Origin of the sequence: Dorea sp. YH-dor226, assembly GCF_039832105.1 — a bacterium.
GTDB lineage: Bacteria > Bacillota > Clostridia > Lachnospirales > Lachnospiraceae > Dorea_A.
Genome location: NZ_JBDOHS010000019.1, coordinates 21,584 through 43,400, shown reverse-complemented (window position 1 = coordinate 43,400; position 21,817 = coordinate 21,584). Strand labels below are relative to the sequence as shown.

Here is a 21,817-nt window from a genome sequence, read left to right as displayed (position 1 = left end):
CCGGCGACTGTCTAACAGGAAAAGTGTAAGACTAAATGCTGCATTTGTGGAAGTGGAAATAGATGTAAGACTAAAATCCACTTTCCCTCCTTCAAAGTGGAAATAAACTTTTCACTTCAGTACCTGTATAATATTTATATACCTCAAAAAAGCTTCTTTCCAAATACTTTATATTGGTATAAAATGTAAATAGGGACAGGGGATTTTTAATTTGGGACGGAGGATTTTTAAAAATTCCCCGTCCCAAATTAAAAATCCCCTGTCCCCAAGGAGGTTAATATGACAACAAATATCAATATGGAACAATTACAAAAGGATGCAGTAGATATTTTTAATCAGGGTTTTGCCTGTTCCGAATCTGTCATCTATGCGATCCGCAAGAACTTTGAACTTGAGATGTCTGATGATGCGATTGCGATGAGTTCTGGTTTTCCGTGGGGACTTGGCGGAGGCGGATGTATCTGTGGTGCTCTTGCCGGCGGTACCATGTGCATCGGATACTTCTTCGGACGCTCTACTCCGGGTGATGCAAAGGTAACACGTTGCTTTGCTCTGACGAATGAATTACATGATTTCTTTAAAGAAAATTGCGGTGCAACCTGCTGTCGTGTTCTGACTAAGGGTAAAGAAAAAAATTCTCCGGAAAGAAAAGCGCAGTGTACTGAATTTGTTGCACTTACTGTGAAAAAAGTCGCAGAAATTATCATTCGTGAATTAGAAAAGGATAATTCTTAGGATAAACCACAATACCGATTCATAACGACAGAATATTATCTCAATACATAAAAAGACTGATATATGACGGAAAATATCGTCGTCATATATCAGTCCTTTTTATTACTTTACTACTTTACTCTTATTCTACGTCCTGTCCTTCTTCCTAATCTGTTTCTTCCGGTGTTTCCAAAGTTTCCAAAGCTTCTTCCACTTCTTCGCTCTCGTCACCTTTTCTTACTTTCGCAATACTTGCGACTACTTCTGTGTCCTTCAGATTAATGAGCTTCACACCCGAGGTTACTCGTCCCAGTACGGAGATTCCATCACATTTCATTCGGATGATGATTCCTCCGGTATTGATGATCATAATCTCATTATCTTCATTTACAGCTTTTACACCTACTACGTTGCCGGTTTTTTCGGTAATCTTATAACATTTCACACCTTTTCCGCCACGGTTCTGTACAGTGAATTCATTGATAGATGTACGTTTTCCCATACCTTTTTCAGATACAATCAGAAGATCACTTCCCTGAGAATTAATCTGCATTCCGATTACTTCATCACGGTCTGTGAGATTCATACCCCGAACACCCATAGAAGTTCTTCCTGTCGGACGAACGTCTCTTTCATCAAAGCGAATACACTGTCCGTATTTTGTTACCATAAATACATCTTTATCATTATCCGTATATTTAACTTCAATCAACTCATCATCTTCCCTGAGCGTGATTGCTGCCAGTCCTGTTTTTCGAACATTTGCATATTCTTTAATCGGTGTCTTTTTGATCAATCCCTTCTTGGTTGCCATCAGAAGATATTCTCCTTCTCGATATTCTTCGATCGGAATCACTGCACTGATCTTTTCTCCCGGCATCATCTGAAGAAGATTCACGATTGCGGTTCCTCTTGATGTACGGCTTGACTCCGGAATCTCATATGCTTTCATACGATATACACGCCCGGTATTCGTAAAGAACATCAGATAATGATGTGTATTCGTCATGAAGAGCTCCTCTACATAATCTTCATCCAGCGTCTGCATGCCCTTAATTCCTTTGCCGCCCCGCTTTTGAGATTTGAATGTATCATTGGACATTCTCTTAATATATCCGAGCTTTGTCATTGTGATCACAACATCTTCTCTCGGAATCAGATCTTCCATGGATATATCAAATTCATCAAAACCGATAGAAGTTCTTCTTTCGTCTCCATACTTATCACGAATTACAAGAATCTCTTCTTTGATGACTCCAAGTAAGAGCTTTCTGTCTGCAAGAATTGCTTTCAGGTGTTCGATCTGTTTCATCAGTTCCTGATATTCTGCTTCCAGTTTCTCTCTTTCCAATCCGGTCAGAGCACGAAGTCTCATATCCACAATTGCCTGTGCCTGTACTTCGGTAAGACCGAATCGTTCCATTAATTCTGTTTTGGCAATCTGAACCGTCTGAGAGCCTCTGATAATCTTGATCACTTCATCGATATTATCAAGCGCAATTAACAGTCCTTTTAAAATATGTGCTCTTTCTTCTGCTTTATTCAGCTCGTACTTTGTACGTCTTGTGACAACTTCCTCCTGATGCAGAAGATAATACTTCAGCATTTCCATCAGATTCATAACCTTTGGCTGGTTATCTACCAGTGCAAGCATAATAACACCAAAAGTATCCTGAAGCTGTGTATGTTTGTACAGCTGATTCAATATTACATTGGCATTAGCATCTCTTCGAAGCTCAATGACCACTCTCATACCTTCACGGCTTGACTGATCACTTAAGTCTGTGATTCCATCTATCTTTTTATCTCTGACAAGTTCTGCAATTTTCTCGATCAGGCGTGCTTTATTTACCATAAATGGAAGTTCTGTAACTATAATTCTGCTCTTCCCATTTGGCATGGTTTCAATATCCGTCACTGCACGCACACGAATCTTCCCACGTCCGGTACGGTATGCTTCTTCAATTCCTCTTGTTCCGAGAATCATACCTCCTGTCGGAAAATCCGGTCCTTTTACGATCTTCAGAATCTCTTCTATCGTTGTCTCTTCCTTATCTTCCACCTGATCATCAATAATCTTTACAACTGCATTGATAACCTCCCTGAGATTATGAGGCGGAATATTGGTTGCCATACCAACCGCAATTCCGGAAGTACCATTGACCAGAAGATTAGGAAATCTTGCCGGAAGTACCGTCGGTTCTTTTTCTGTCTCATCAAAGTTCGGAACAAAATCAACGGTATTTTTATTGATATCGGCAGTTAACTCCATGGATATCTTACTCAGTCTTGCTTCTGTATATCGCATTGCGGCTGCGCCGTCACCATCTACAGAACCAAAGTTTCCGTGGCCGTCAACAAGTGGATACCTGGTAGACCATTCCTGTGCCATATTTACCAGTGCACCGTAGATCGAGCTGTCACCATGCGGATGGTATTTACCCATGGTATCACCGACAATACGCGCACATTTTCTGTGCGGCTTGTCAGGACCATTATTCAGTTCGATCATAGAGTACAGAATTCTTCTTTGTACTGGTTTCAGACCGTCTCTTACATCCGGCAATGCTCTGGAAGCAATCACACTCATCGCATAGTCGATATAGGAGGTTTCCATTGTTTTTTTCAGATCCACTTCGTGGACTTTGTCAAATATATTATCTTCCATTTTTTATCCTCCTACACATCCAGATTCTTCACGTATTTTGCATTTTCTTCTATAAATTCACGTCTTGGTTCTACTTTATCACCCATCAGAGTCGTGAATGTCAGATCCAGCTCACTGGTGGATTCTTCATCCATCTTTACGCGAAGCAGAATTCTGTGTTCCGGATCCATGGTTGTCTCCCACAGCTGTTCTGCATCCATCTCACCAAGACCTTTGTAACGCTGAATCTTGTTATTTCCATCTCTTCCGACTTCCTTCAGAATCTGATCCAGTTCTTCATCGCTGTATGCATACCACACTTTTTTGTTCTTCTCGAGCTTATAAAGCGGTGGCTGTGCCAGATATACATATCCTTCTTTAATCAGATCCGGCATAAAACGATACAGGAATGTAAGAAGCAGAGTACTGATATGTGCTCCGTCGACGTCGGCATCTGTCATAATGATAATCTTGTGATATCTGAGTTTTGAGATATCAAAATCATCATGGATCCCTGTTCCGAATGCTGTGATCATAGCCTTGATCTCAGCATTTCCATATATCTTATCAAGTCTTGCTTTTTCTACGTTCAATATCTTTCCGCGGAGAGGAAGGATCGCCTGTGTTGCACGGTCTCTTGCAGTCTTTGCAGAACCGCCGGCAGAATCTCCCTCTACAATATAGATCTCGCAGTTTTCTGGATTCTTATCTGAACAATCTGCAAGCTTTCCGGGAAGAGACATACTGTCAAGCGCTGATTTTCTTCTGGTAAGATCTCTTGCTTTTCTCGCTGCCTCTCTCGCACGCTGAGACATGACTGATTTTTCCACAATCACTTTTCCGACAGAAGGATTCTGTTCCAGGAATATCTCAAGCTGTTTACTTACAATATTATCTACAGCTCCTCTTGCTTCACTGTTTCCAAGCTTCTGCTTGGTCTGTCCTTCAAACTGAGGATCTTCGATCTTAACACTGATGATCGCAGTAAGTCCCTCTCTGATATCCTCACCGGACAGATTCGGCTCACTGTCTTTTAATAATTTATTTTTTCTTGCATAATCATTAAATGTTTTTGTAAGGGCATTACGAAATCCTACTACATGTGTTCCACCTTCCGGAGTCGTAATGTTATTGACAAAACCATACGTATTATCACTGTATGCATCATTATGCTGCATGGCAACTTCTACAGTCACATTATTAACTACACCTTCACAATAGATAATATCCTCATAAAGAGCTGTATTACTTCTGTTCAGGTATTGTACGAATTCCTTGATTCCACCTTCATAATGGAATGTCTTTTCAACCGGCTCTTCCGGCCTCTCATCCCTGAGGATGATCTTAAGTCCCCTTGTAAGAAATGCCATTTCCCGGAAACGCTGTTTCAGTACATTATAATCAAATACGGTATCTTCAAAGATCGTATCATCCGGAAGAAATGTTACTTTTGTTCCTGTTTTATCCGGTGCACAATCCCCGATTACCGTTAACTTTTCCACAACTTTTCCACGCTCATAGCGCTGCTTATATATTTTTCCTTCGTGACAGATCTCTACTTCCAGCCAGTTGGATAACGCATTTACAACAGAAGCGCCAACACCATGAAGTCCTCCGGATACCTTGTATCCTCCACCACCAAACTTTCCGCCTGCATGAAGAACCGTAAATACGACTTCTACTGCAGGAAGTCCCGCTTTATGGTTAATACCTATCGGAATTCCACGTCCATTATCCACAACTGTCACTGAATTATCTTGATTAATATTTACATGGATTGTATCACAGAATCCTGCGAGCGCCTCATCCACAGAATTATCCACAATCTCATATACCAGATGATGCAGACCCCTTGATGAAGTGCTGCCTATATACATACCAGGGCGTTTTCTTACGGCTTCAAGTCCTTCCAGTATCTGAATTTCATCGGCACCATATTCGTGCTGTACTTTTTCTGTACCCATTCTAATCCTCCTAGTTTTCTCCTGTTACCTGTCCATTCTGGACATGGAACACTTTGTTTATAGAAAAACGATGATTTACAAAATCCTCTACACCTGTACATGTAATGAGCGTCTGTATATCATGTATACTGTCTAACAGATAGTTTTGCCTGTGTTTATCAAGTTCAGACAATACATCGTCAAGTAATAATACAGGTGTGTCATGAATCATTTGTTTTACTAACTCTATCTCGGAAAGCTTCAGCGAAAGTGCAGCTGTTCTCTGCTGTCCCTGAGATCCATATTTTCTGATATCCATATCTCCTATCATAAAACAGATATCATCTCTGTGCGGTCCTACAGACGTGCTTTTGATCCGAATGTCTCTCTCCCGGCTTCTGTTCAATGCCTGTTCCAGTGTCATTTCTCCATTGCTGGGTTCATATATAACACGAAGTTCTTCTTTTCCTCCTGTCAACTTTTTATGTATAGAAGAAATTATTTTATTAATATCTTCTACGAACCCTTTTCTTCTTTCAATAATTTTATCTCCATACTGTATCAACTGCATTTCCCATATATCAAGCATATCTCTCAGATTATCCTGATTGTTGAACCCGATCTCTTTTAATAAATGATTTCTCTGATTCACAATCCGATTATAGTTAGACAGATCATTCAGATATACTTTGTCCAGCTGTGAAAGCTCAAGATCAATGAATCTTCTTCTTTCTGCAGGTCCATTTTTTATGATATTCAGATCTTCCGGAGAAAAAAATACAAGATTTACAATACCAAACAGTTCACTTGCTTTTCGAATCGGAATCTTGTTAACAGCAATCCCTTTTGGACTGTTCTTTTTCAAATGCATATCCAGTTGATAACTGATACCATTTTTTTCTACGATCATCTCAATATGAGATTCATCATGCTTAAATTGTATAATATCTCTGTCTTTTGCTCCCCTGTGCGACTTTGTAGTCCCGGAAAGATATACTGCTTCCAGTATATTTGTCTTTCCCTGCGCATTATTTCCGTAAAAAATATTAGTAGAACCGTCAAAGTCTAATTTCAAAAGATCATAATTCCTGAAATTTTTTAATTTCAAAGACTTAATCTTCAATTCTTATTTCTTCTCCGTCAAATATTACAATATCTCCACCATACAGTTTACGGCCTCGTCTGGTATCTGTCTCCCCATTGACCATAACCAGCCCTTCCTGAATCACTTCTTTCGCTTCAACTCCGGATTCTACCAGACCGGCAGCCTTAAGAGCCTGCCCAAGTTTAATATAATCTTCTCTCAGTCTTATTGTTTCCATCTCTTATCCTCCATCTGACTCTTAAGCAACTGCATTAAAGTTTACAGGCAGTATCAGATATATATAACTTTCATCATCATCTCTGATAAAGCATGGTGCTTTTGCATTCATCAGATAAAGTGTTACTTCTTCATCATCAATCACACGAAGCGCATCGATCAGGAACTTTGGATTAAATCCGATCAGAAGGTCTTTTCCCTCTTTTGTGATCATGATTTCTTCATTCATGGAACCAATCTGTGACTTTATCTTAAGCTCCATCAATTCATCTCCGATATTGATTATAATCGGTTTTTTATCTCCTTCTTTCACCAGAAGAGTCGCACGGTCAATACAGCTTAACAATTCTTTTTTATTAATTCTTACCTTGGTCTCATAATCATTGGACAGCATCTGATCGATCCTGAAATATTCTCCTTCGATCAGTCTGGATACCACAATCGTATGATCGAACTCAAATACTATATGATTGTTGGTATAAGAAATCTCAACCACACTGTCTGCTTCACCGGATAAGATCTTACTGATCTCAATCAGTGTCTTTCCGGGAACCACAAGTTTTTTGTCAGCTACATCATCCTTCAGATCAATACGACGTATGGAAATACGGTGTCCATCCAGGGAAATGACTCTCAGTCTGTTATCCTTAATTTCAAATAATTCACCAGTCATTAATTTGTTGCTTTCGCTGTCTGATATTGAAAATATCGTCTGGCGGATAATTTCTTTTAATGTAAACTGAGAAATTCTGATAGAATCCTCTTTTTCGATAACAGGAAGATAGGAAAATTCATCTCCCGGCTTACCTGCAATATCAAATTTTGCTTTTTCACAGGTAATCACTGTCTGAAGATTTTCTTTTGTTTCAATAACAACTTCACTGTCAGGAAGCTTACGTACAATTTCAGAAAAAATTCTTGCATCAATGGCAATCATTCCTCTGTCAACGATCTGTCCATCAATCTCTGTCTGGATACCAAGTTCCATATCATTGGCAGTTAATCTGATGATATCAGTTGTTGCATCAATAAGGATACACTCAAGGATCGGCATTGTTGTTTTGGAAGGTACTGCCTTGGATACAATGCTGACTCCTTTGACAAGATTTGATTTATTGCAGATTATTTTCATGTGTATAACTCCTTTCGCGCGGTGTGTATGTATAAAATATATAAAATAATTACGTCTTCTTATTATTAGGGCATGTGGAAAAGAGGAAAAGTACCTCCAGCCCTCTGAATATCAGCCTTCCGGCTTTTGATATCTTTGTGGAACAAGAAAGAATTTTGTGTGGATATGCTGTTGAAAACTTTGACTTATCCATATTATTGTTTCCGAAGAAAAAGTTTTCCAATAGTTTTCCATAACTTATCCTGAACTTGTCCACATAGTTATTCACATTATGCCGGATTGATTTTTTTCTTTATAATACCGATAGTATTCGATAATGTTTCATCGGTTGAAAGTTCTGAATCAATCTTCTCTATTCCATGCTTGATCGTAGAGTGATCTTTTCCACCAAGCATGACACCGATTGCCTTCAGAGAAGTATCTGTCATACTGCGGATCAGATACATGGCTATCTGACGTGGATATACAATCTCTGCATTTCTTTTATTGCTTTTTAAATCAGATAAAGATACTCCAAAATGTTCGGATACGATATCCAGTATTAATTCAGGAGTGACTTCTCTCTTATTTTCAGAAGAAATAATGTCTTTTAGGGCTTCTGCAGCAAGCGTGATGTCAATTGGCCCGTTATTATTCAGTTTAAATAACGCAATCAGCTTGTTCAGGGATCCTTCAAGCTCACGGATGTTGGTTTTTACATTCGTGGCAATGTATTCCAGAACATCATTCGGAATATTATATTTTTCAAGATTGTCAAGTTCGATCTTCTTCTGAAGAATCGCCATACGAGTCTCATAATTAGGAGAAGAGATATCTGCAATGAGTCCCCACTCGAAACGGGTTCGAAGTCTGGCTTCGAGCGTTTCGATGTCCTTTGGAGGCTTATCACTGGAGATAATGATCTGTTTTCCTGATGTATGCAGGTGATTAAACGTATGGAAGAACTCTTCCTGTGTACTTTCTTTTCCTATTATAAACTGTATATCATCAATCAACAGTACATCGTTGTTTCGATATTTATCACGAAATTTCGACATCGCAGATTCATTTCCTGCGGTTTTACCGTTCTTCAATGCTTCAATCAGTTCATTGGTGAATGTCTCACTGGTAACGTAGAGAACATTCTTTTTTGGATTCTTGTCCAATATGAAATGAGCGATGGAATGCATCAGATGCGTTTTTCCAAGTCCAACTCCTCCATATAAGAAAAGGGGGTTGTATACTTCCCCGGGAGATTCGGCAACGGCCAGCGAAGCTGCGTGAGCGAAGTTATTATTTCCGCCTACTACAAAAGTGTCAAATGTGTACTTTGGATTCAATCCTGCTTTTTCTGCAGCAGATTTGGTACGTTTCTTTTGAGTGGCTTCAATGGCCATATTCTGAATTTCGTTTATCTTGTCATCATCTTCAGATATAAATACAACTTCATATTCAATACCTGTTATTTCAGCAATGCATACCTTTAATGGAAGAAGATATTTTTTTTCAATATATTCGACGCTGGCATTCATATTTACTAATATAAATACGGTATTATCTATGACATCGTATACTTTTAAAGGCTGTATCCATGTATTAAAAGATACATTGGATAATTCATGTTCTACCCTGAGATGCTCTATGATTTCTGGCCATTTTTCCTTCACTATATTCATTACAACAAACTCCTAATCTATCTGATTCATGGATTTTTACATATAAACCCACTCTTCTTTATTCTACATCAAAATGGTAATTTAAGCAATCTTTAATCCTTGTGGATAACTTTATACACAGGATGAAAGTGCCTGTATTAAAGAAAAAAATGAAAAAATATTATGATATCCACATGTTTTCCACTTAAATCCCGCATGTTATCCACATTTTGTGGATAAATTAATTTATAAAAATCCAGGTTTTGCTTGACGTACGGGCTTTTTTTGCATATAATCAGAATTGATGTCTTAAGAAAAAATCGGGATATAATCCCTTGAAAAATATGAGGAGGTGGATATCTATGAAAATGACATTCCAGCCAAAAAAGAGACAGAGAGCTAAAGTACATGGCTTTAGATCAAGAATGAGCACAGCAGGTGGAAGAAAAGTACTTGCAAGCAGAAGAGCAAAGGGAAGAAAGAGATTATCAGCGTAGGCCGCATGTATGTGGCCTTTTCTTCTCTGAAAATTAGGAGAAACAGGCAATGAAATATTCCGAATCACTGAAAAAAAATAAGGATTTTCAGAATGTATATAAGAAGGGAAAGTCTTATGCCAATAAGTATCTTGTCATGTATATATTGGAAAATCAGACAGATCAGAACAGATTGGGAATATCTGTAAGCAAAAAAGTAGGAAACAGTATAGTACGTCACAGATTGACAAGATTAATCAGAGAAAGCTATAGATTACAAGAAGAACGATTCAGATGTGGATATGATATAGTTGTGATAGCAAGAATAGGCGCTAAAGGAAAAGGTTATAAAGATATTGTCAGCGCAATGCTCCATCTGGGTCATCTTCATGAAATTATAGATTAAGTGGTAATGTATTATGAAAAGAATTCTGTTAAAAGGCATCAGATTCTATCAAAAATATCTTTCTCCATTAAAAGGAGGATCCACCTGTAAGTTTTACCCTACCTGTTCACAGTATGCAATAGAAGCAATTGAAAAGTACGGTGCAATGAAAGGCGGATATCTTGCAGTGAGAAGGATATTGCGTTGTAATCCGTTTACCATGGGAGGGTACGACCCTGTTCCTTAAAAGATTTACAACTACATATGGAGGAAAAAAGCTATGGTACCAAGTTTATTGACTGCCGCTAACTGGCCGATTGTAGGACAGATTTGCTGGCTGTTAGGTAAAGTAATGAACTTTATCTACAACTTTCTGGACAAAGTGTTGCCAAGTGATGTTGGACTGGTAGGATTATCTATCATTTTATATACATTTTTTGTATATACTTTGATGCTTCCGCTTACTTTAAAGCAACAGAGAACATCAAAAATGTCTTCTGTTATGAATCCGGAGATCCAGGCAATTCAGAAGAAGTACAAGAATAAGCGTGACGAGGCTTCTATGATGAAGCAGCAGGAAGAGATTCAGCAGGTATATGATAAGTATGGAACTTCCATGACTGCAGGATGTCTGCCAATGCTGATTCAGATGCCATTGTTGTTTGCGTTATATCCGGTTATTTATAGTATCAAAGATTACGTTCCGGCAATCAAGACAGCTCCGGATGCTGTAAATACATTCCTTACCATTCCTGATCTTACGATCGCGCCTATTGCGATGATCAAGAACAGTGGAGATTATGGATTTGCTCCTGTAATTATCATAATTACAGCAATCGTTCTTCCGGTTCTTTCAGGTTTGACACAGTATCTGAGTATCAAGCTGTCACAGGCTGTATCCGGACAGCAGATGGATAAAGATAATCCGATGGCAAGCACGATGAATACGATGAATGTAACAATGCCGTTATTCTCTGTATTCATGGTATTTACACTTCCAACAGGTATTGGTCTGTACTGGATTGTCAGTGCTCTTGTAAGATGTTTCCAGCAGGTACTGATCAACAGACATCTCAAGAGTATCTCTGTAGAAGAAATTCTTGAAAAGAATAAAGAAAAAGCTGCTGAAAAGCGTCAGAAACGTGGAGAAAAAGCCGAAAGAATCAATGCAATGGCTCAGGCAAATGCAAAGAGTATCAAAGATTCTGCAAGAAGCGGAAAGTCAGCCATGTCTGATAAAGAGAGAGAAGCAAAAGTAGAACAGGCTAAGAAAAAAGCAGAAAATGCAAAGGCCGGAAGCCTTGCTTCAAAAGCAAATATGGTTAAGAAGTTTAATGAAAATAATTAGGGGGCGTCTGTTATGGAAGAGTACATTACTGTATCGGCAAAGAATTTAGACGATGCAATTACAGAAGCATTGGTCCAGTTAGGTGTAACGAGTGATCGCCTGGATTATATAGTGGTTGAAAAAGGCAGTGCCGGATTTCTTGGAATCGGAATGAAACAGGCAGTAATAAAGGCTCGCAGAAAAGTAGAGGAAAAGCCGGTAGAAGAGATCGTAAAAGAGGAGCCGGTCAAAGAAGTAAAGAAAGAAAAAGCTCCTGCAAAACCTGCCAGAGAATGGAAAGAAAAGAAGAAAAAACCGGAAAGAAAGGCTGAAAAGCCCGTAAAAGAAGAACCGGTAAAACCTGTAAAAGAAGAAAAAGCAAAGGTTGCGGAAGAGCCGGTAAAAGAGGCAGAAGTTCCTGAGAAAAAAGAGCCTGAGCTTGTAAAAGTTGAACAGCAGACAATTGAAACCTGTGAGAAATTCATCTATGATGTATTGAATGCAATGGATATGACGGATGTAAAAGTTACATCTACGATAGATGAAGAAGGTGCTCTTTCTATTGATATGGAAGGAAGCAATATGGGTATTTTGATTGGAAAACGTGGACAGACACTGGATTCACTTCAGTATCTTACCAACAGAGTAGCTAATAAGATGCAGGATGGTTATGTAAGAGTAAAATTAGATACGGAAGATTATCGTAGAAGAAGAAAAGAGACTCTTGAGAATCTTGCGAAAAATATTGCTGCCAAGGTAAAGAGAACAAGAAGAACCGTATCTCTGGAACCTATGAATCCATATGAAAGAAGAATTATTCACTCAGCACTTCAGGCAGATCCTGCAGTGTCCACACACAGTGAAGGAGAAGAGCCATACAGAAGAGTTGTTGTAACTCTGGTTCGCAACAGAAATAATCGTTAATGAGTAAAATGGACTGTTACATAATACAGATAGACAACTGATTATTATGAAACAGTTCATTTTTTTTCTGAAAGGAGCATGATATGAGGAATCATTATAATTCTACGATTGCTGCGATATCTACAGCCATGAGTAATTCCGGAATTGGAATTGTAAGAATGAGTGGCCCGGATTCTTTTGAGATTGCTGACAGAATATACAAAGGAAAAAAAGAAAAAAAATTATCAGATCAGAAATCACATACCATTCACTATGGATATATTACAGACCATGAAGAGACGATAGATGAGGTTCTGGTGATGCTGATGCGTGGTCCGCACAGTTATACAGGAGAGGATACGGTAGAAATCAACTGTCATGGCGGTGTATATATTGTTAAGCGTATTCTGGAAATCTTAATAAAAAATGGAGCTGTTCCGGCGGAACCGGGTGAATTTACCAAAAGAGCGTTTTTAAATGGAAGGATCGATTTATCCCAAGCGGAAGCAGTTGGAGATATGATCATGTCCCAGAACGAATATGCATTGCAAAGTTCTGTAAATCAGTTAAAAGGCAATATCAAGTCAAAAATTAGTGAAATTAGAAATAAAATAATTTACCACACAGCATTTATAGAAACTGCTTTGGATGATCCGGAGCATATCAGTGTAGATGGATATGGGGAAGAACTTCAGATCGTGGTAAATGAGCTAATTGCTGAAATAAAAAAATTGCTCAGTACATGTGATAATGGAAGAATCATAAAAGAAGGTATTCAGACTGTAATCGTAGGAAAACCAAATGCGGGAAAATCTTCTATATTAAATGTATTATTGGGAGAAGAAAGAGCAATCGTGACAGATATTGCAGGTACTACCAGAGATGTACTGGAAGAACACATCAATCTGCAGGGAATATCTCTCAATATTATGGATACGGCAGGAATCAGAAATACAACGGATGTTGTGGAAAAGATAGGCGTGGATAAGGCAAAGAATTATGCAGATACTGCAGATCTGATCATCTATGTTATAGATGCTTCCTCCCCTCTTGATGAAAATGATTATGAGATATTCCATATGATTGAAGGAAAAGAATCAATTATCTTGCTAAATAAGTCAGATTTAGATATGATAGTAACTGAGAAAGATGTAGAAAAAGCATATTTTGCAAGTAATCCTTCATGTAATCGTAATCAGAAAATAGTTAAAAACCTTGAAATTATTGAGGTTTCAGCTAAAAAAAGAGATGGAATCGAAAAAATTGAAGAAGCAATAAAAAATATGTTTTTTGCAGGAAATCTTTCATTTAACGATGAAATATATATTACAAACATACGGCACAAAACTGCATTGCAGGATGCCTGTGAGGCATTAAATCGTGTAAATGAAAGTATCGATGCCGGAATGCCGGAAGACTTCTATTCCATCGATCTTATGGATGCGTATGAGGCACTTGGAAGTATCACCGGTGAAACGATAGGAGAAGATTTGGTCAATGAGATATTCAGCAAATTCTGTATGGGAAAATAGTGATAAGTACGATGTGGCTGTCATAGGTGCCGGACATGCGGGCTGTGAAGCTGCACTTGCAACAGCAAGACTCGGATTTCGAACGATCATGTTTACCGTAAGTGTAGACAGTATTGCATTGATGCCGTGTAATCCGAATATAGGAGGAAGTTCAAAGGGGCATCTTGTCCGTGAACTGGATGCTCTTGGAGGAGAGATGGGAAAAGTAATTGACCGTACATTTATTCAGTCAAAAATGCTGAATAAGTCGAAAGGTCCTGCTGTTCACTCTCTTCGCGCACAGGCAGATAAGGCAAGATACAGCAGAACCATGAGGCAGGTACTGGAAAGTGAAGAAAATCTGGAGATCAAGCAGGCAGAAGTTGCCAATATTATGACAGAAAACGGTCAGGTGACAGGTGTGCAGACTTATTCCGGTGGGATCTATCATTGTCGTGCAGTCATACTCTGTACGGGTACTTATCTGAAAGCCCGTTGTATATACGGAGATGTCAGCACTTACACCGGTCCGAACGGACTTCAGGCTGCAAATCATCTGACAGACTGCCTGAAAGAGCTTGGAATAAAAATGTACCGGTTTAAAACAGGAACACCGGCAAGGATAGACAGAAAGACGGTTGATTTCAGCAAGATGGAAGAACAGTTTGGTGATGAAAGAGTCGTTCCATTTTCCTTTACTACGAATCCCGAAGATGTTCAGATCGATCAGGCGTCCTGCTGGTTAACTTATACGAATGAGACGACACATGATATCATCAGAGCCAATCTTGACAGGTCACCTTTATTTTCTGGAATGATTGAAGGTACCGGACCAAGATACTGTCCTTCAATCGAAGATAAGGTGGTAAAATTCAGTGATAAAAAAAGACATCAGGTATTCATTGAACCGGAAGGACTTGAGACAGATGAGATGTATATCGGAGGTATGTCAAGTTCACTCCCGGAAGATGTACAATATGCAATGTACCGTTCTGTGCCTGGACTTGAACATGTTAAAATCGTCCGGAATGCTTATGCAATTGAATATGACTGTATCGATGCAAGACAGTTAAAGCCATCTCTGGAATTTCGTAATATCAGTGGGTTGTTCAGTGCAGGACAGTTTAATGGAAGTTCCGGATATGAAGAAGCAGCTGCACAGGGGCTGGTAGCGGGAATTAACGCAGCCAGAAAGCTTGAAGGAAAAGAACCTATGATCATCGACAGATCAGAAGCATATATAGGTGTATTGATCGATGATCTGGTCACAAAAGAGAGTCATGAGCCTTATCGTATGATGACTTCCAGAGCAGAATATCGGCTGCTTTTAAGACAGGATAATGCAGATCAGAGATTAACAAAAAAGGGGTATGAAGTAGGACTGATATCGGAAGAACGATATCAGAGACTTCTGAAAAAAGAAGAATTCATACAGTCTGAAATTGAGAGGCTCAGTCATGCACATGTAGGAAATACGGAATCTGTGCAGAAGTTACTTGATTCATATGGGAGTACACCTCTGAATTCAGGAACCAGCATTGCTGAGCTGATCAGACGTCCGGAATTATCTTATCTTGCTGTAAAAGACATTGACAGTTCCAGGCCTGAATTACCGGAAGAACTTGAGACAGAAGTTATAGAACAGATAGATATTTCTCTTAAGTATGAGGGATATATTAAACGTCAGAAAAAGCAGGTAGAGCAATTTAAAAAGCTTGAAAATAAAAAAATTCCGGATGATATTGATTATGATGATGTAAAGAGTCTTCGCATAGAAGCAGTTCAGAAGCTGAAAGAATATCGCCCGATTTCGATTGGCCAGGCTTCCAGAATATCCGGAGTATCCCCTGCAGATATATCTGTTTTACTTGTATATTTGAGCAGTGCTGCTCATCACTCATAAATAGTTAATATTATCATATCGACGGAGAATATTATGAATCAGAATATTGTTGAAAAACTTGAACACCTGGGTGTAGTTCTTGACCAGAATCAGATCCGGCAATTTGATACTTATTTTAATCTTCTGGTTGAATGGAATAAGGTTATGAATCTCACAGGAATTACTGAGTATAATGAAGTGTGGGAAAAGCATTACATTGACAGCCTTTCAATTATTAAAGTTATGAATATGAAACAGATCGGAACCGTAATTGATATTGGAACAGGCGCAGGGTTTCCTGGACTTCCGTTAAAGATTGCCTTTCCTCATCTGAAGGTTACATTATTGGATTCTCTGAATAAAAGAATTAAGTTCTTAGATACTGTGATTGATTCTTTGGAATTAAAAGATGTTTACACAATCCATGGCCGTGCGGAAGACTTTGCAAAACAGGCAACATACAGAGAGCAGTATGATCTGTGTGTATCAAGGGCAGTAGCAAACCTTGCAACTCTGAGCGAATATTGTATTCCGTATGTAAAAGAAGGTGGATACTTCATTCCTTATAAATCAGGAGAAATTGATGAAGAAATAGATCTTTCAAAAAAGGCTGTTCAGGTACTCGGTGGAAAGATCAGAAAGATTGAAAAATTTGAACTACCAGGAACGGATATTGGCAGATCATTGGTTCAAATTGAAAAGATCAAAAGTACCGGAAAAAAATATCCGAGAAAAGCGGGCCTGCCATCGAAAGAACCTATAAAATAAAGGGATTATTGGAAATTCTTTTGTTATCCTCCTGACGTATGTAATGATTACAAGAACGCTTCGACGCTCATTCGCTTACCTCAGCTTTTCTTGTAATCATTGCATACTGACAGGGTGATATGAATATATTTTCAATAATCCCTTTATTATGATTCGTTTAGTAAAATATCAATCTGTTCCATGAATTCTTCTGGATTCTCTAATTGTGGCAGATGATTGGTGTCATCTATTCCTATTATCTCTATCGCAGGAACAAGTATCTTGTATTCATCTGCAATAATCTCATTTTCATAATTTCCTTTACCAATAATCATATAAATACTATTATTCAATGATTTCAGACAATGTGATATATTAATCGTTGTGTATCTTCCAATCATACTGGAATACAGATACTTGCAGTCGGCATGTGATGTATGAGCATTGCTGTAGTACTGATCAACGAGCTTATTATCAATGTTATTTTCTTTGTAATAGTATTGTTCACGAAAGAGTTTATTTACCTGTTCTTTTTTGGTTACTGTGTTATAGAGGAAAGTTCCGAATACAGGAATATTAATTAAAGCAGCTCTTGTTTTTGATAATCTGGTTGGGATTTTTGATAATTCATGCTTACTTTCCGGATTAATCCATATAATACGGTCAATATTGGAAGGATTATTCTGACATGCAGACGCAGTAAAAGTTCCGGAAATACCGGTTGTAATTATATCAGTTTTCTCTTTGATTACATCTTTTATAAAATCGTTAATCAGCTGAACATACATGTAGCATGTATATGTAATGTTAGGCTTGTCTGATTCTCCACATCCTAAAAGATCAATTGCATATACAGTATGTGTGGATGAAAGTTCATCAATTATCTTATTCCATTCTATGTGAGAACTATAACAGGATAAGTCATGAATCAATAATACAGGACTACCTGTTCCCTGTTTTAAATAAAATATATTTCCAAATTTCCATTTGTAATTATTTCCTGTAAGATCAGTTTCTTTATCAGATGCTTTATTATATATAAACTTATTTATCATATGTAATGTGAGTGTGGTGATACCGATTGCTGCGCCAGCAATAGTCAATTTTTTCTTCCAGCTCATAATGTAACCTCACTTTCTTTATTTGTTATAATTATACTATATCTAAAAAATTATGTAAATGTTTCACGTGAAACATTTACTACACTGAAAATATGGAGATAAGTTCGTCTGGTTAGAGTTAGTATCACAATGTTATGTGTTGAGAATGAGTATAGATAATTTACACATTGCCATATATTATAATCCAATACATAACAATAATGTTTCACGTGAAACATTTATAGAAGTAGTAATATAAAATAAGAACTAAATATCTATGAGAATATGGAATATATAAGTATCGTATATATAAGTGTGTAATATAGATAAGGTAGCCTTAAATGTGAATAATTGAAAATCGAAAATGTTTGTAAAAATAATAGAATGTTTCACGTGAAACATCTTGTATATCAGCACTATAAAATGATAAAAAAACAAAAATATATTATGTAAAACAGAAAATATATGTTTCACGTGAAACATTATGTAGATAACTAAATTAAAAAGTGATATACTAATATCATGCTAAAAAAGAAAGGTGATAGATAAATGGGAAGAATTATAGCCATTGCGAATCAAAAAGGCGGGGTAGGAAAAACGACCACAGCAATTAATTTATCTGCATGTCTCGCTGAAAAAGGGCAGAAAGTTCTTGCTATTGATATGGATCCACAGGGCAATATGACAAGTGGATTAGGTCTGGACAAAGATTCAATTGAAAAAAATATTTATGATCTGATGATTGGGGAATCTGATGTAAAAGAAGTACTTCAAAAAGATGCACTTGATAATCTGGATGTAATCCCGACAAGTATTGATCTATCAGCAGCGGAAATTGAGTTGATTGGTGTAGAAGATAAGGAATATATCATTAAGAATGCTATTGAGAAAATAAAAGATAATTATGATTATGTGATTATTGATTGTCCTCCGTCACTGAATATGCTTACAATTAATGCTATGACAACTGCTGACTCTGTATTAGTACCAATTCAATGTGAATATTATGCTTTGGAAGGATTAAGTCAATTAATACATACGGTGGAACTGGTAAAAGAACGCTTAAATCCAGTACTTGAAATAGAAGGCGTTGTATTTACCATGTATGATGCGAGAACAAATCTGTCATTACAGGTTGTAGAAAATGTAAAAGATAATTTACAACAAAATATTTATAAGACAATTATTCCAAGAAATATCCGCCTTGCAGAGGCACCAAGTTATGGAATGCCGATTAATCTGTATGATTCTAAATCTGCCGGAGCGGACAGTTATATGCGTCTGGCTGATGAAGTTATGAACAGGGAATAGGAGAATATTATGGCGGTAAAAAAGAAGGGGTTAGGGAAAGGACTGGATAGTCTGATTCCCGATAATAAAAATATAAAGACAATTACATCAGAAAAGGCGGCAGAAGAAAAAAAAGAAGATCAAGTGAAATCTGGCGTACAGATGCTGAAGATTAATATGGTAGAACCCAATAGGGACCAGCCACGTAAGAGCTTTGAAGAAGATGCACTTCTTGAGCTGGCAGATTCTATCAAACAGTTTGGAATTCTTCAACCATTGATTGTTAGAAAAAGAAAAGACTATTATGAGATTATCGCTGGTGAAAGAAGATGGAGAGCAGCAAAGATTGCCGGGATCAAGGAAGTACCTGTCATTATCAAGGAATATACCGATCAGGAAATTGTAGAAATAGGACTGATTGAGAATATTCAAAGAGAAAACCTGAATCCGATTGAAGAAGCAATGGCTTACAAAAGGCTTCTGGAGGAGTTCAATCTGAAACAGGATGAAGTGGCAGAAAGAGTATCAAAGAGCAGAACAGCTGTAACAAATTCAATGAGACTTTTGAAATTGGATTCAAAAGTACAGCAGATGATTATAGACGATATGATCACTACAGGACATGCAAGAGCATTACTTGCGATTGATGATCCGGAACTTCAGTATACACTTGCCAGTCAGATTTTTGATGAAAAACTGAGCGTAAGAGAAACGGAAAAACTCGTAAAAGAAATTAAAAATCCGAAGAAGCCAAAAGAGAAGAAAGTAGTTGAAAATTCGTTTATATATCGGGACCTTGAAAACAAAATGAAAGATATATTTGGTACAAAAGTAAGTATATCATCAAAGGGAAAAGGCAAAGGTAAGATTGAAATAGAATATTATTCAGATGATGAATTAGAACAAATGTTCGAAATGATAATGAGCATTAAAAGAGGAGAGTAAAAATAATGGATAGTAAGATACTTAAGGCACTGGGAATCGATCCGGCGTTTATATTCATATTTCTGTTAATATTAATCATAGTACTGTTTGTGTTATATGTAAATGTAACCATGAAATATAATCGTTTGAAAAGCAGTTATATGACGTTTATGCGTGGAAAAGATGGAAAAACTCTGGAAGAGAGCATGAAGGAAAGATTTGCTGAGGTAGAGGCGATTTTGAAATATACAAAACAGAATCGTCTGGATATTCAGAAAATCAATAAAAGACTGGAAAGCACCTATCAGAAAATAGGAATTGTAAAATATGATGCCTTTAATGAGATGGGAGGAAAACTCAGTTTTGCGCTTGCAATGCTCGACAATAACAACAATGGTTGGATAATCAATGCAATGCACAGCAGAGAAGGCTGTTACACATATGTAAAAGAGATTGTGAAGGGAGAAAGCTATGTAGAACTGGCCGAAGAAGAAGCTGAAGCATTGGATCGGGCTATCTTTCATGATGCTTATAACATGGAGACTGAGAAAAAGTAATAAAGGATAACATGAGGAGGATAAAAAATGTTAGATATTAAATTTGTAAGAAATAATCCGGATGTAGTAAAAGAGAATATTAAGAAAAAATTTCAGGATGAAAAATTGCCACTGGTAGATGAAGTATTAGAATTAGATAAAAAGAACAGAGATATCAAGCAGGAAGTAGAAGCACTCCGTGCAGATAGAAACAAAATATCAAAACAGATCGGTGCATGTATGGCACAGGGTAAAAAAGAGGAAGCAGAAGAATTAAAGAAAAAAGTTCAGGAAAATGCAGAAAGAGTAGAGTCATTATCTGCTGAAGAAAAAGAAGTAGAAGCAAACATTAAGAAGATCATGATGACAATTCCTAATATCATCGATCCTTCTGTTCCAATTGGAAAAGATGACAGTGAGAACGTAGAAATCCAAAAATATGGTGATCCGGTTGTTCCTGATTATGAAATTCCATACCATACAGAGATTATGGAATCTTTTAATGGAATTGATCTTGAGAGTGCCGGAAAAGTAGCCGGAAACGGCTTCTATTATCTGATGGGAGATATTGCAAGACTTCATTCGGCAGTTATTTCCTATGCACGTGACTTCATGATTAATCGTGGATTTACTTACTGCATTCCTCCATTCATGATCAGAAGTAATGTAGTAACCGGTGTTATGAGCTTTGCAGAAATGGATTCTATGATGTACAAGATCGAAGGAGAAGATCTTTATCTGATCGGAACCAGTGAACACTCTATGATCGGTAAATTCATCGATACCATGCTGGAAGAAGAAAAACTTCCACAGACGTTGACCAGTTATTCTCCATGCTTCCGCAAAGAAAAAGGGGCACATGGTATTGAAGAACGTGGAGTATATAGAATTCATCAGTTTGAAAAACAGGAAATGATTGTTGTATGCAAACCAGAAGAAAGCAAGATCTGGTATGATAAATTATGGCAGAACACAGTAGACCTGTTCCGCTCTATGGATATACCTGTTCGTACACTGGAATGCTGCTCCGGTGACCTTGCAGACCTGAAAGTAAAATCATGTGACGTAGAAGCATGGTCTCCAAGACAGAAAAAATACTTTGAAGTAGGAAGCTGTTCAAATCTTGGTGATGCTCAGGCAAGAAGACTTGGTATTCGTGTGAAAGGTGCTGATGGAAGTAAATATTTTGCACACACACTGAATAATACAGTCGTTGCACCTCCGAGAATGCTGATCGCATTCCTGGAAAATAATCTTCAGGAAGATGGAACTGTAAGAATTCCGGAAGTTCTTCAGCCATACATGGGTGGAACAACAAAGCTTGTACCTAATAAATAAACGGGGT

Annotated in this window: 20 protein-coding genes; 13 read left to right on the top strand and 7 right to left on the bottom strand. The window is 37.6% G+C overall.

What is annotated here, in order from left to right:
* The first annotated feature begins 279 nt into the window (after positions 1–279).
* Positions 280–735 carry a C-GCAxxG-C-C family protein gene (locus ABE547_RS13040; protein WP_347379194.1) on the top strand — a complete coding sequence of 152 codons (456 nt, stop codon included), beginning with the start codon at positions 280–282 and terminating at the stop codon, positions 733–735.
* Between the two features lie 145 nt (positions 736–880).
* On the opposite strand, the gene gyrA is transcribed toward ABE547_RS13040, so the two are convergent.
* The 6 genes from gyrA to dnaA all read right to left on the bottom strand — a co-directional run bounded on the left by gyrA (position 881) and on the right by dnaA (position 9,412).
* Entirely contained in the window at positions 881–3,382 is a 2,502-nt protein-coding gene (gyrA, locus tag ABE547_RS13035; RefSeq protein ID WP_347379193.1) for a DNA gyrase subunit A, read from the bottom strand.
* Positions 3,383–3,393: 11 nt separating this feature from the next.
* Positions 3,394–5,325: a DNA topoisomerase (ATP-hydrolyzing) subunit B gene (gyrB, locus tag ABE547_RS13030; protein ID WP_347379192.1), complete on the bottom strand. Its 1,932-nt coding sequence runs from the start codon at positions 5,323–5,325 to the stop codon at positions 3,394–3,396.
* Between the two features lie 10 nt (positions 5,326–5,335).
* Positions 5,336–6,427, bottom strand: a complete 1,092-nt coding sequence (recF, locus tag ABE547_RS13025) for a DNA replication/repair protein RecF (protein WP_347379191.1) — start codon at positions 6,425–6,427, stop codon at positions 5,336–5,338.
* Positions 6,417–6,626: an RNA-binding S4 domain-containing protein gene (locus ABE547_RS13020; protein WP_235250485.1), complete on the bottom strand. Its 210-nt coding sequence runs from the start codon at positions 6,624–6,626 to the stop codon at positions 6,417–6,419. Before ABE547_RS13020 ends, recF begins: the two co-directional genes overlap by 11 nt.
* Before the next feature lie 21 nt (positions 6,627–6,647).
* Positions 6,648–7,757: a DNA polymerase III subunit beta gene (dnaN, locus tag ABE547_RS13015; protein ID WP_347379190.1), complete on the bottom strand. Its 1,110-nt coding sequence runs from the start codon at positions 7,755–7,757 to the stop codon at positions 6,648–6,650.
* 269 nt (positions 7,758–8,026) lie between these two features.
* Positions 8,027–9,412 (bottom strand): chromosomal replication initiator protein DnaA, encoded by a 1,386-nt coding sequence (gene dnaA, locus ABE547_RS13010; RefSeq protein ID WP_347379189.1) that lies wholly within the window; start codon positions 9,410–9,412, stop codon positions 8,027–8,029.
* 341 nt (positions 9,413–9,753) lie between these two features.
* Here dnaA and rpmH point away from each other — a divergent pair, with 341 nt between their 5' ends.
* The 8 genes from rpmH to rsmG all read left to right on the top strand — a co-directional run bounded on the left by rpmH (position 9,754) and on the right by rsmG (position 16,643).
* Positions 9,754–9,888 (top strand): 50S ribosomal protein L34, encoded by a 135-nt coding sequence (gene rpmH / locus ABE547_RS13005; RefSeq protein WP_004607108.1) that lies wholly within the window; start codon positions 9,754–9,756, stop codon positions 9,886–9,888.
* 49 nt (positions 9,889–9,937) lie between these two features.
* Positions 9,938–10,273: a ribonuclease P protein component gene (rnpA, locus tag ABE547_RS13000; RefSeq protein WP_347379188.1), complete on the top strand. Its 336-nt coding sequence runs from the start codon at positions 9,938–9,940 to the stop codon at positions 10,271–10,273.
* 13 nt (positions 10,274–10,286) lie between these two features.
* Positions 10,287–10,499, top strand: coding sequence for a membrane protein insertion efficiency factor YidD (yidD, locus tag ABE547_RS12995; protein ID WP_347379187.1), 213 nt, complete (start codon positions 10,287–10,289; stop codon positions 10,497–10,499).
* A 33-nt stretch (positions 10,500–10,532) separates the two neighbouring features.
* Entirely contained in the window at positions 10,533–11,600 is a 1,068-nt protein-coding gene (gene yidC, locus ABE547_RS12990) for a membrane protein insertase YidC (RefSeq protein WP_347379186.1), read from the top strand.
* A gap of 12 nt (positions 11,601–11,612) precedes the next feature.
* Positions 11,613–12,503 carry an RNA-binding cell elongation regulator Jag/EloR gene (gene jag / locus ABE547_RS12985; protein WP_347379185.1) on the top strand — a complete coding sequence of 297 codons (891 nt, stop codon included), beginning with the start codon at positions 11,613–11,615 and terminating at the stop codon, positions 12,501–12,503.
* Between the two features lie 83 nt (positions 12,504–12,586).
* The gene (mnmE, locus tag ABE547_RS12980) at positions 12,587–14,014 is read left to right on the top strand and encodes a tRNA uridine-5-carboxymethylaminomethyl(34) synthesis GTPase MnmE (protein ID WP_347379184.1); all 1,428 of its coding nucleotides are present in this window, start codon (positions 12,587–12,589) and stop codon (positions 14,012–14,014) included.
* A complete protein-coding gene (gene mnmG / locus ABE547_RS12975) occupies positions 13,980–15,896 on the top strand; it encodes a tRNA uridine-5-carboxymethylaminomethyl(34) synthesis enzyme MnmG (protein WP_347379183.1) in 1,917 nt (638 codons plus the stop codon). The genes mnmE and mnmG overlap by 35 nt, the downstream gene beginning before the upstream one ends.
* Positions 15,897–15,929: 33 nt before the next feature.
* Positions 15,930–16,643: a 16S rRNA (guanine(527)-N(7))-methyltransferase RsmG gene (rsmG, locus tag ABE547_RS12970; RefSeq protein WP_347379182.1), complete on the top strand. Its 714-nt coding sequence runs from the start codon at positions 15,930–15,932 to the stop codon at positions 16,641–16,643.
* Between the two features lie 146 nt (positions 16,644–16,789).
* Here the strand turns inward: rsmG and ABE547_RS12965 are convergent, their stop codons facing one another.
* Positions 16,790–17,743 (bottom strand): alpha/beta fold hydrolase, encoded by a 954-nt coding sequence (locus ABE547_RS12965; protein ID WP_347379181.1) that lies wholly within the window; start codon positions 17,741–17,743, stop codon positions 16,790–16,792.
* A 528-nt stretch (positions 17,744–18,271) separates the two neighbouring features.
* On the opposite strand from ABE547_RS12965, the gene ABE547_RS12960 reads away from it, so the two are divergent.
* From ABE547_RS12960 to serS, 4 genes are read left to right on the top strand one after another with little or no spacing between them, the layout of a single operon-like run.
* A complete protein-coding gene (locus ABE547_RS12960; protein WP_347379180.1) occupies positions 18,272–19,033 on the top strand; it encodes an AAA family ATPase in 762 nt (253 codons plus the stop codon).
* Positions 19,034–19,042: 9 nt separating this feature from the next.
* Positions 19,043–19,957, top strand: coding sequence for a ParB/RepB/Spo0J family partition protein (locus tag ABE547_RS12955; protein WP_347379179.1), 915 nt, complete (start codon positions 19,043–19,045; stop codon positions 19,955–19,957).
* Positions 19,958–19,962: 5 nt separating this feature from the next.
* Entirely contained in the window at positions 19,963–20,493 is a 531-nt protein-coding gene (locus tag ABE547_RS12950; RefSeq protein ID WP_347379178.1) for a DUF4446 family protein, read from the top strand.
* A gap of 27 nt (positions 20,494–20,520) precedes the next feature.
* Entirely contained in the window at positions 20,521–21,810 is a 1,290-nt protein-coding gene (serS, locus tag ABE547_RS12945; protein ID WP_347379177.1) for a serine--tRNA ligase, read from the top strand.
* Positions 21,811–21,817: the final 7 nt, after the last annotated feature.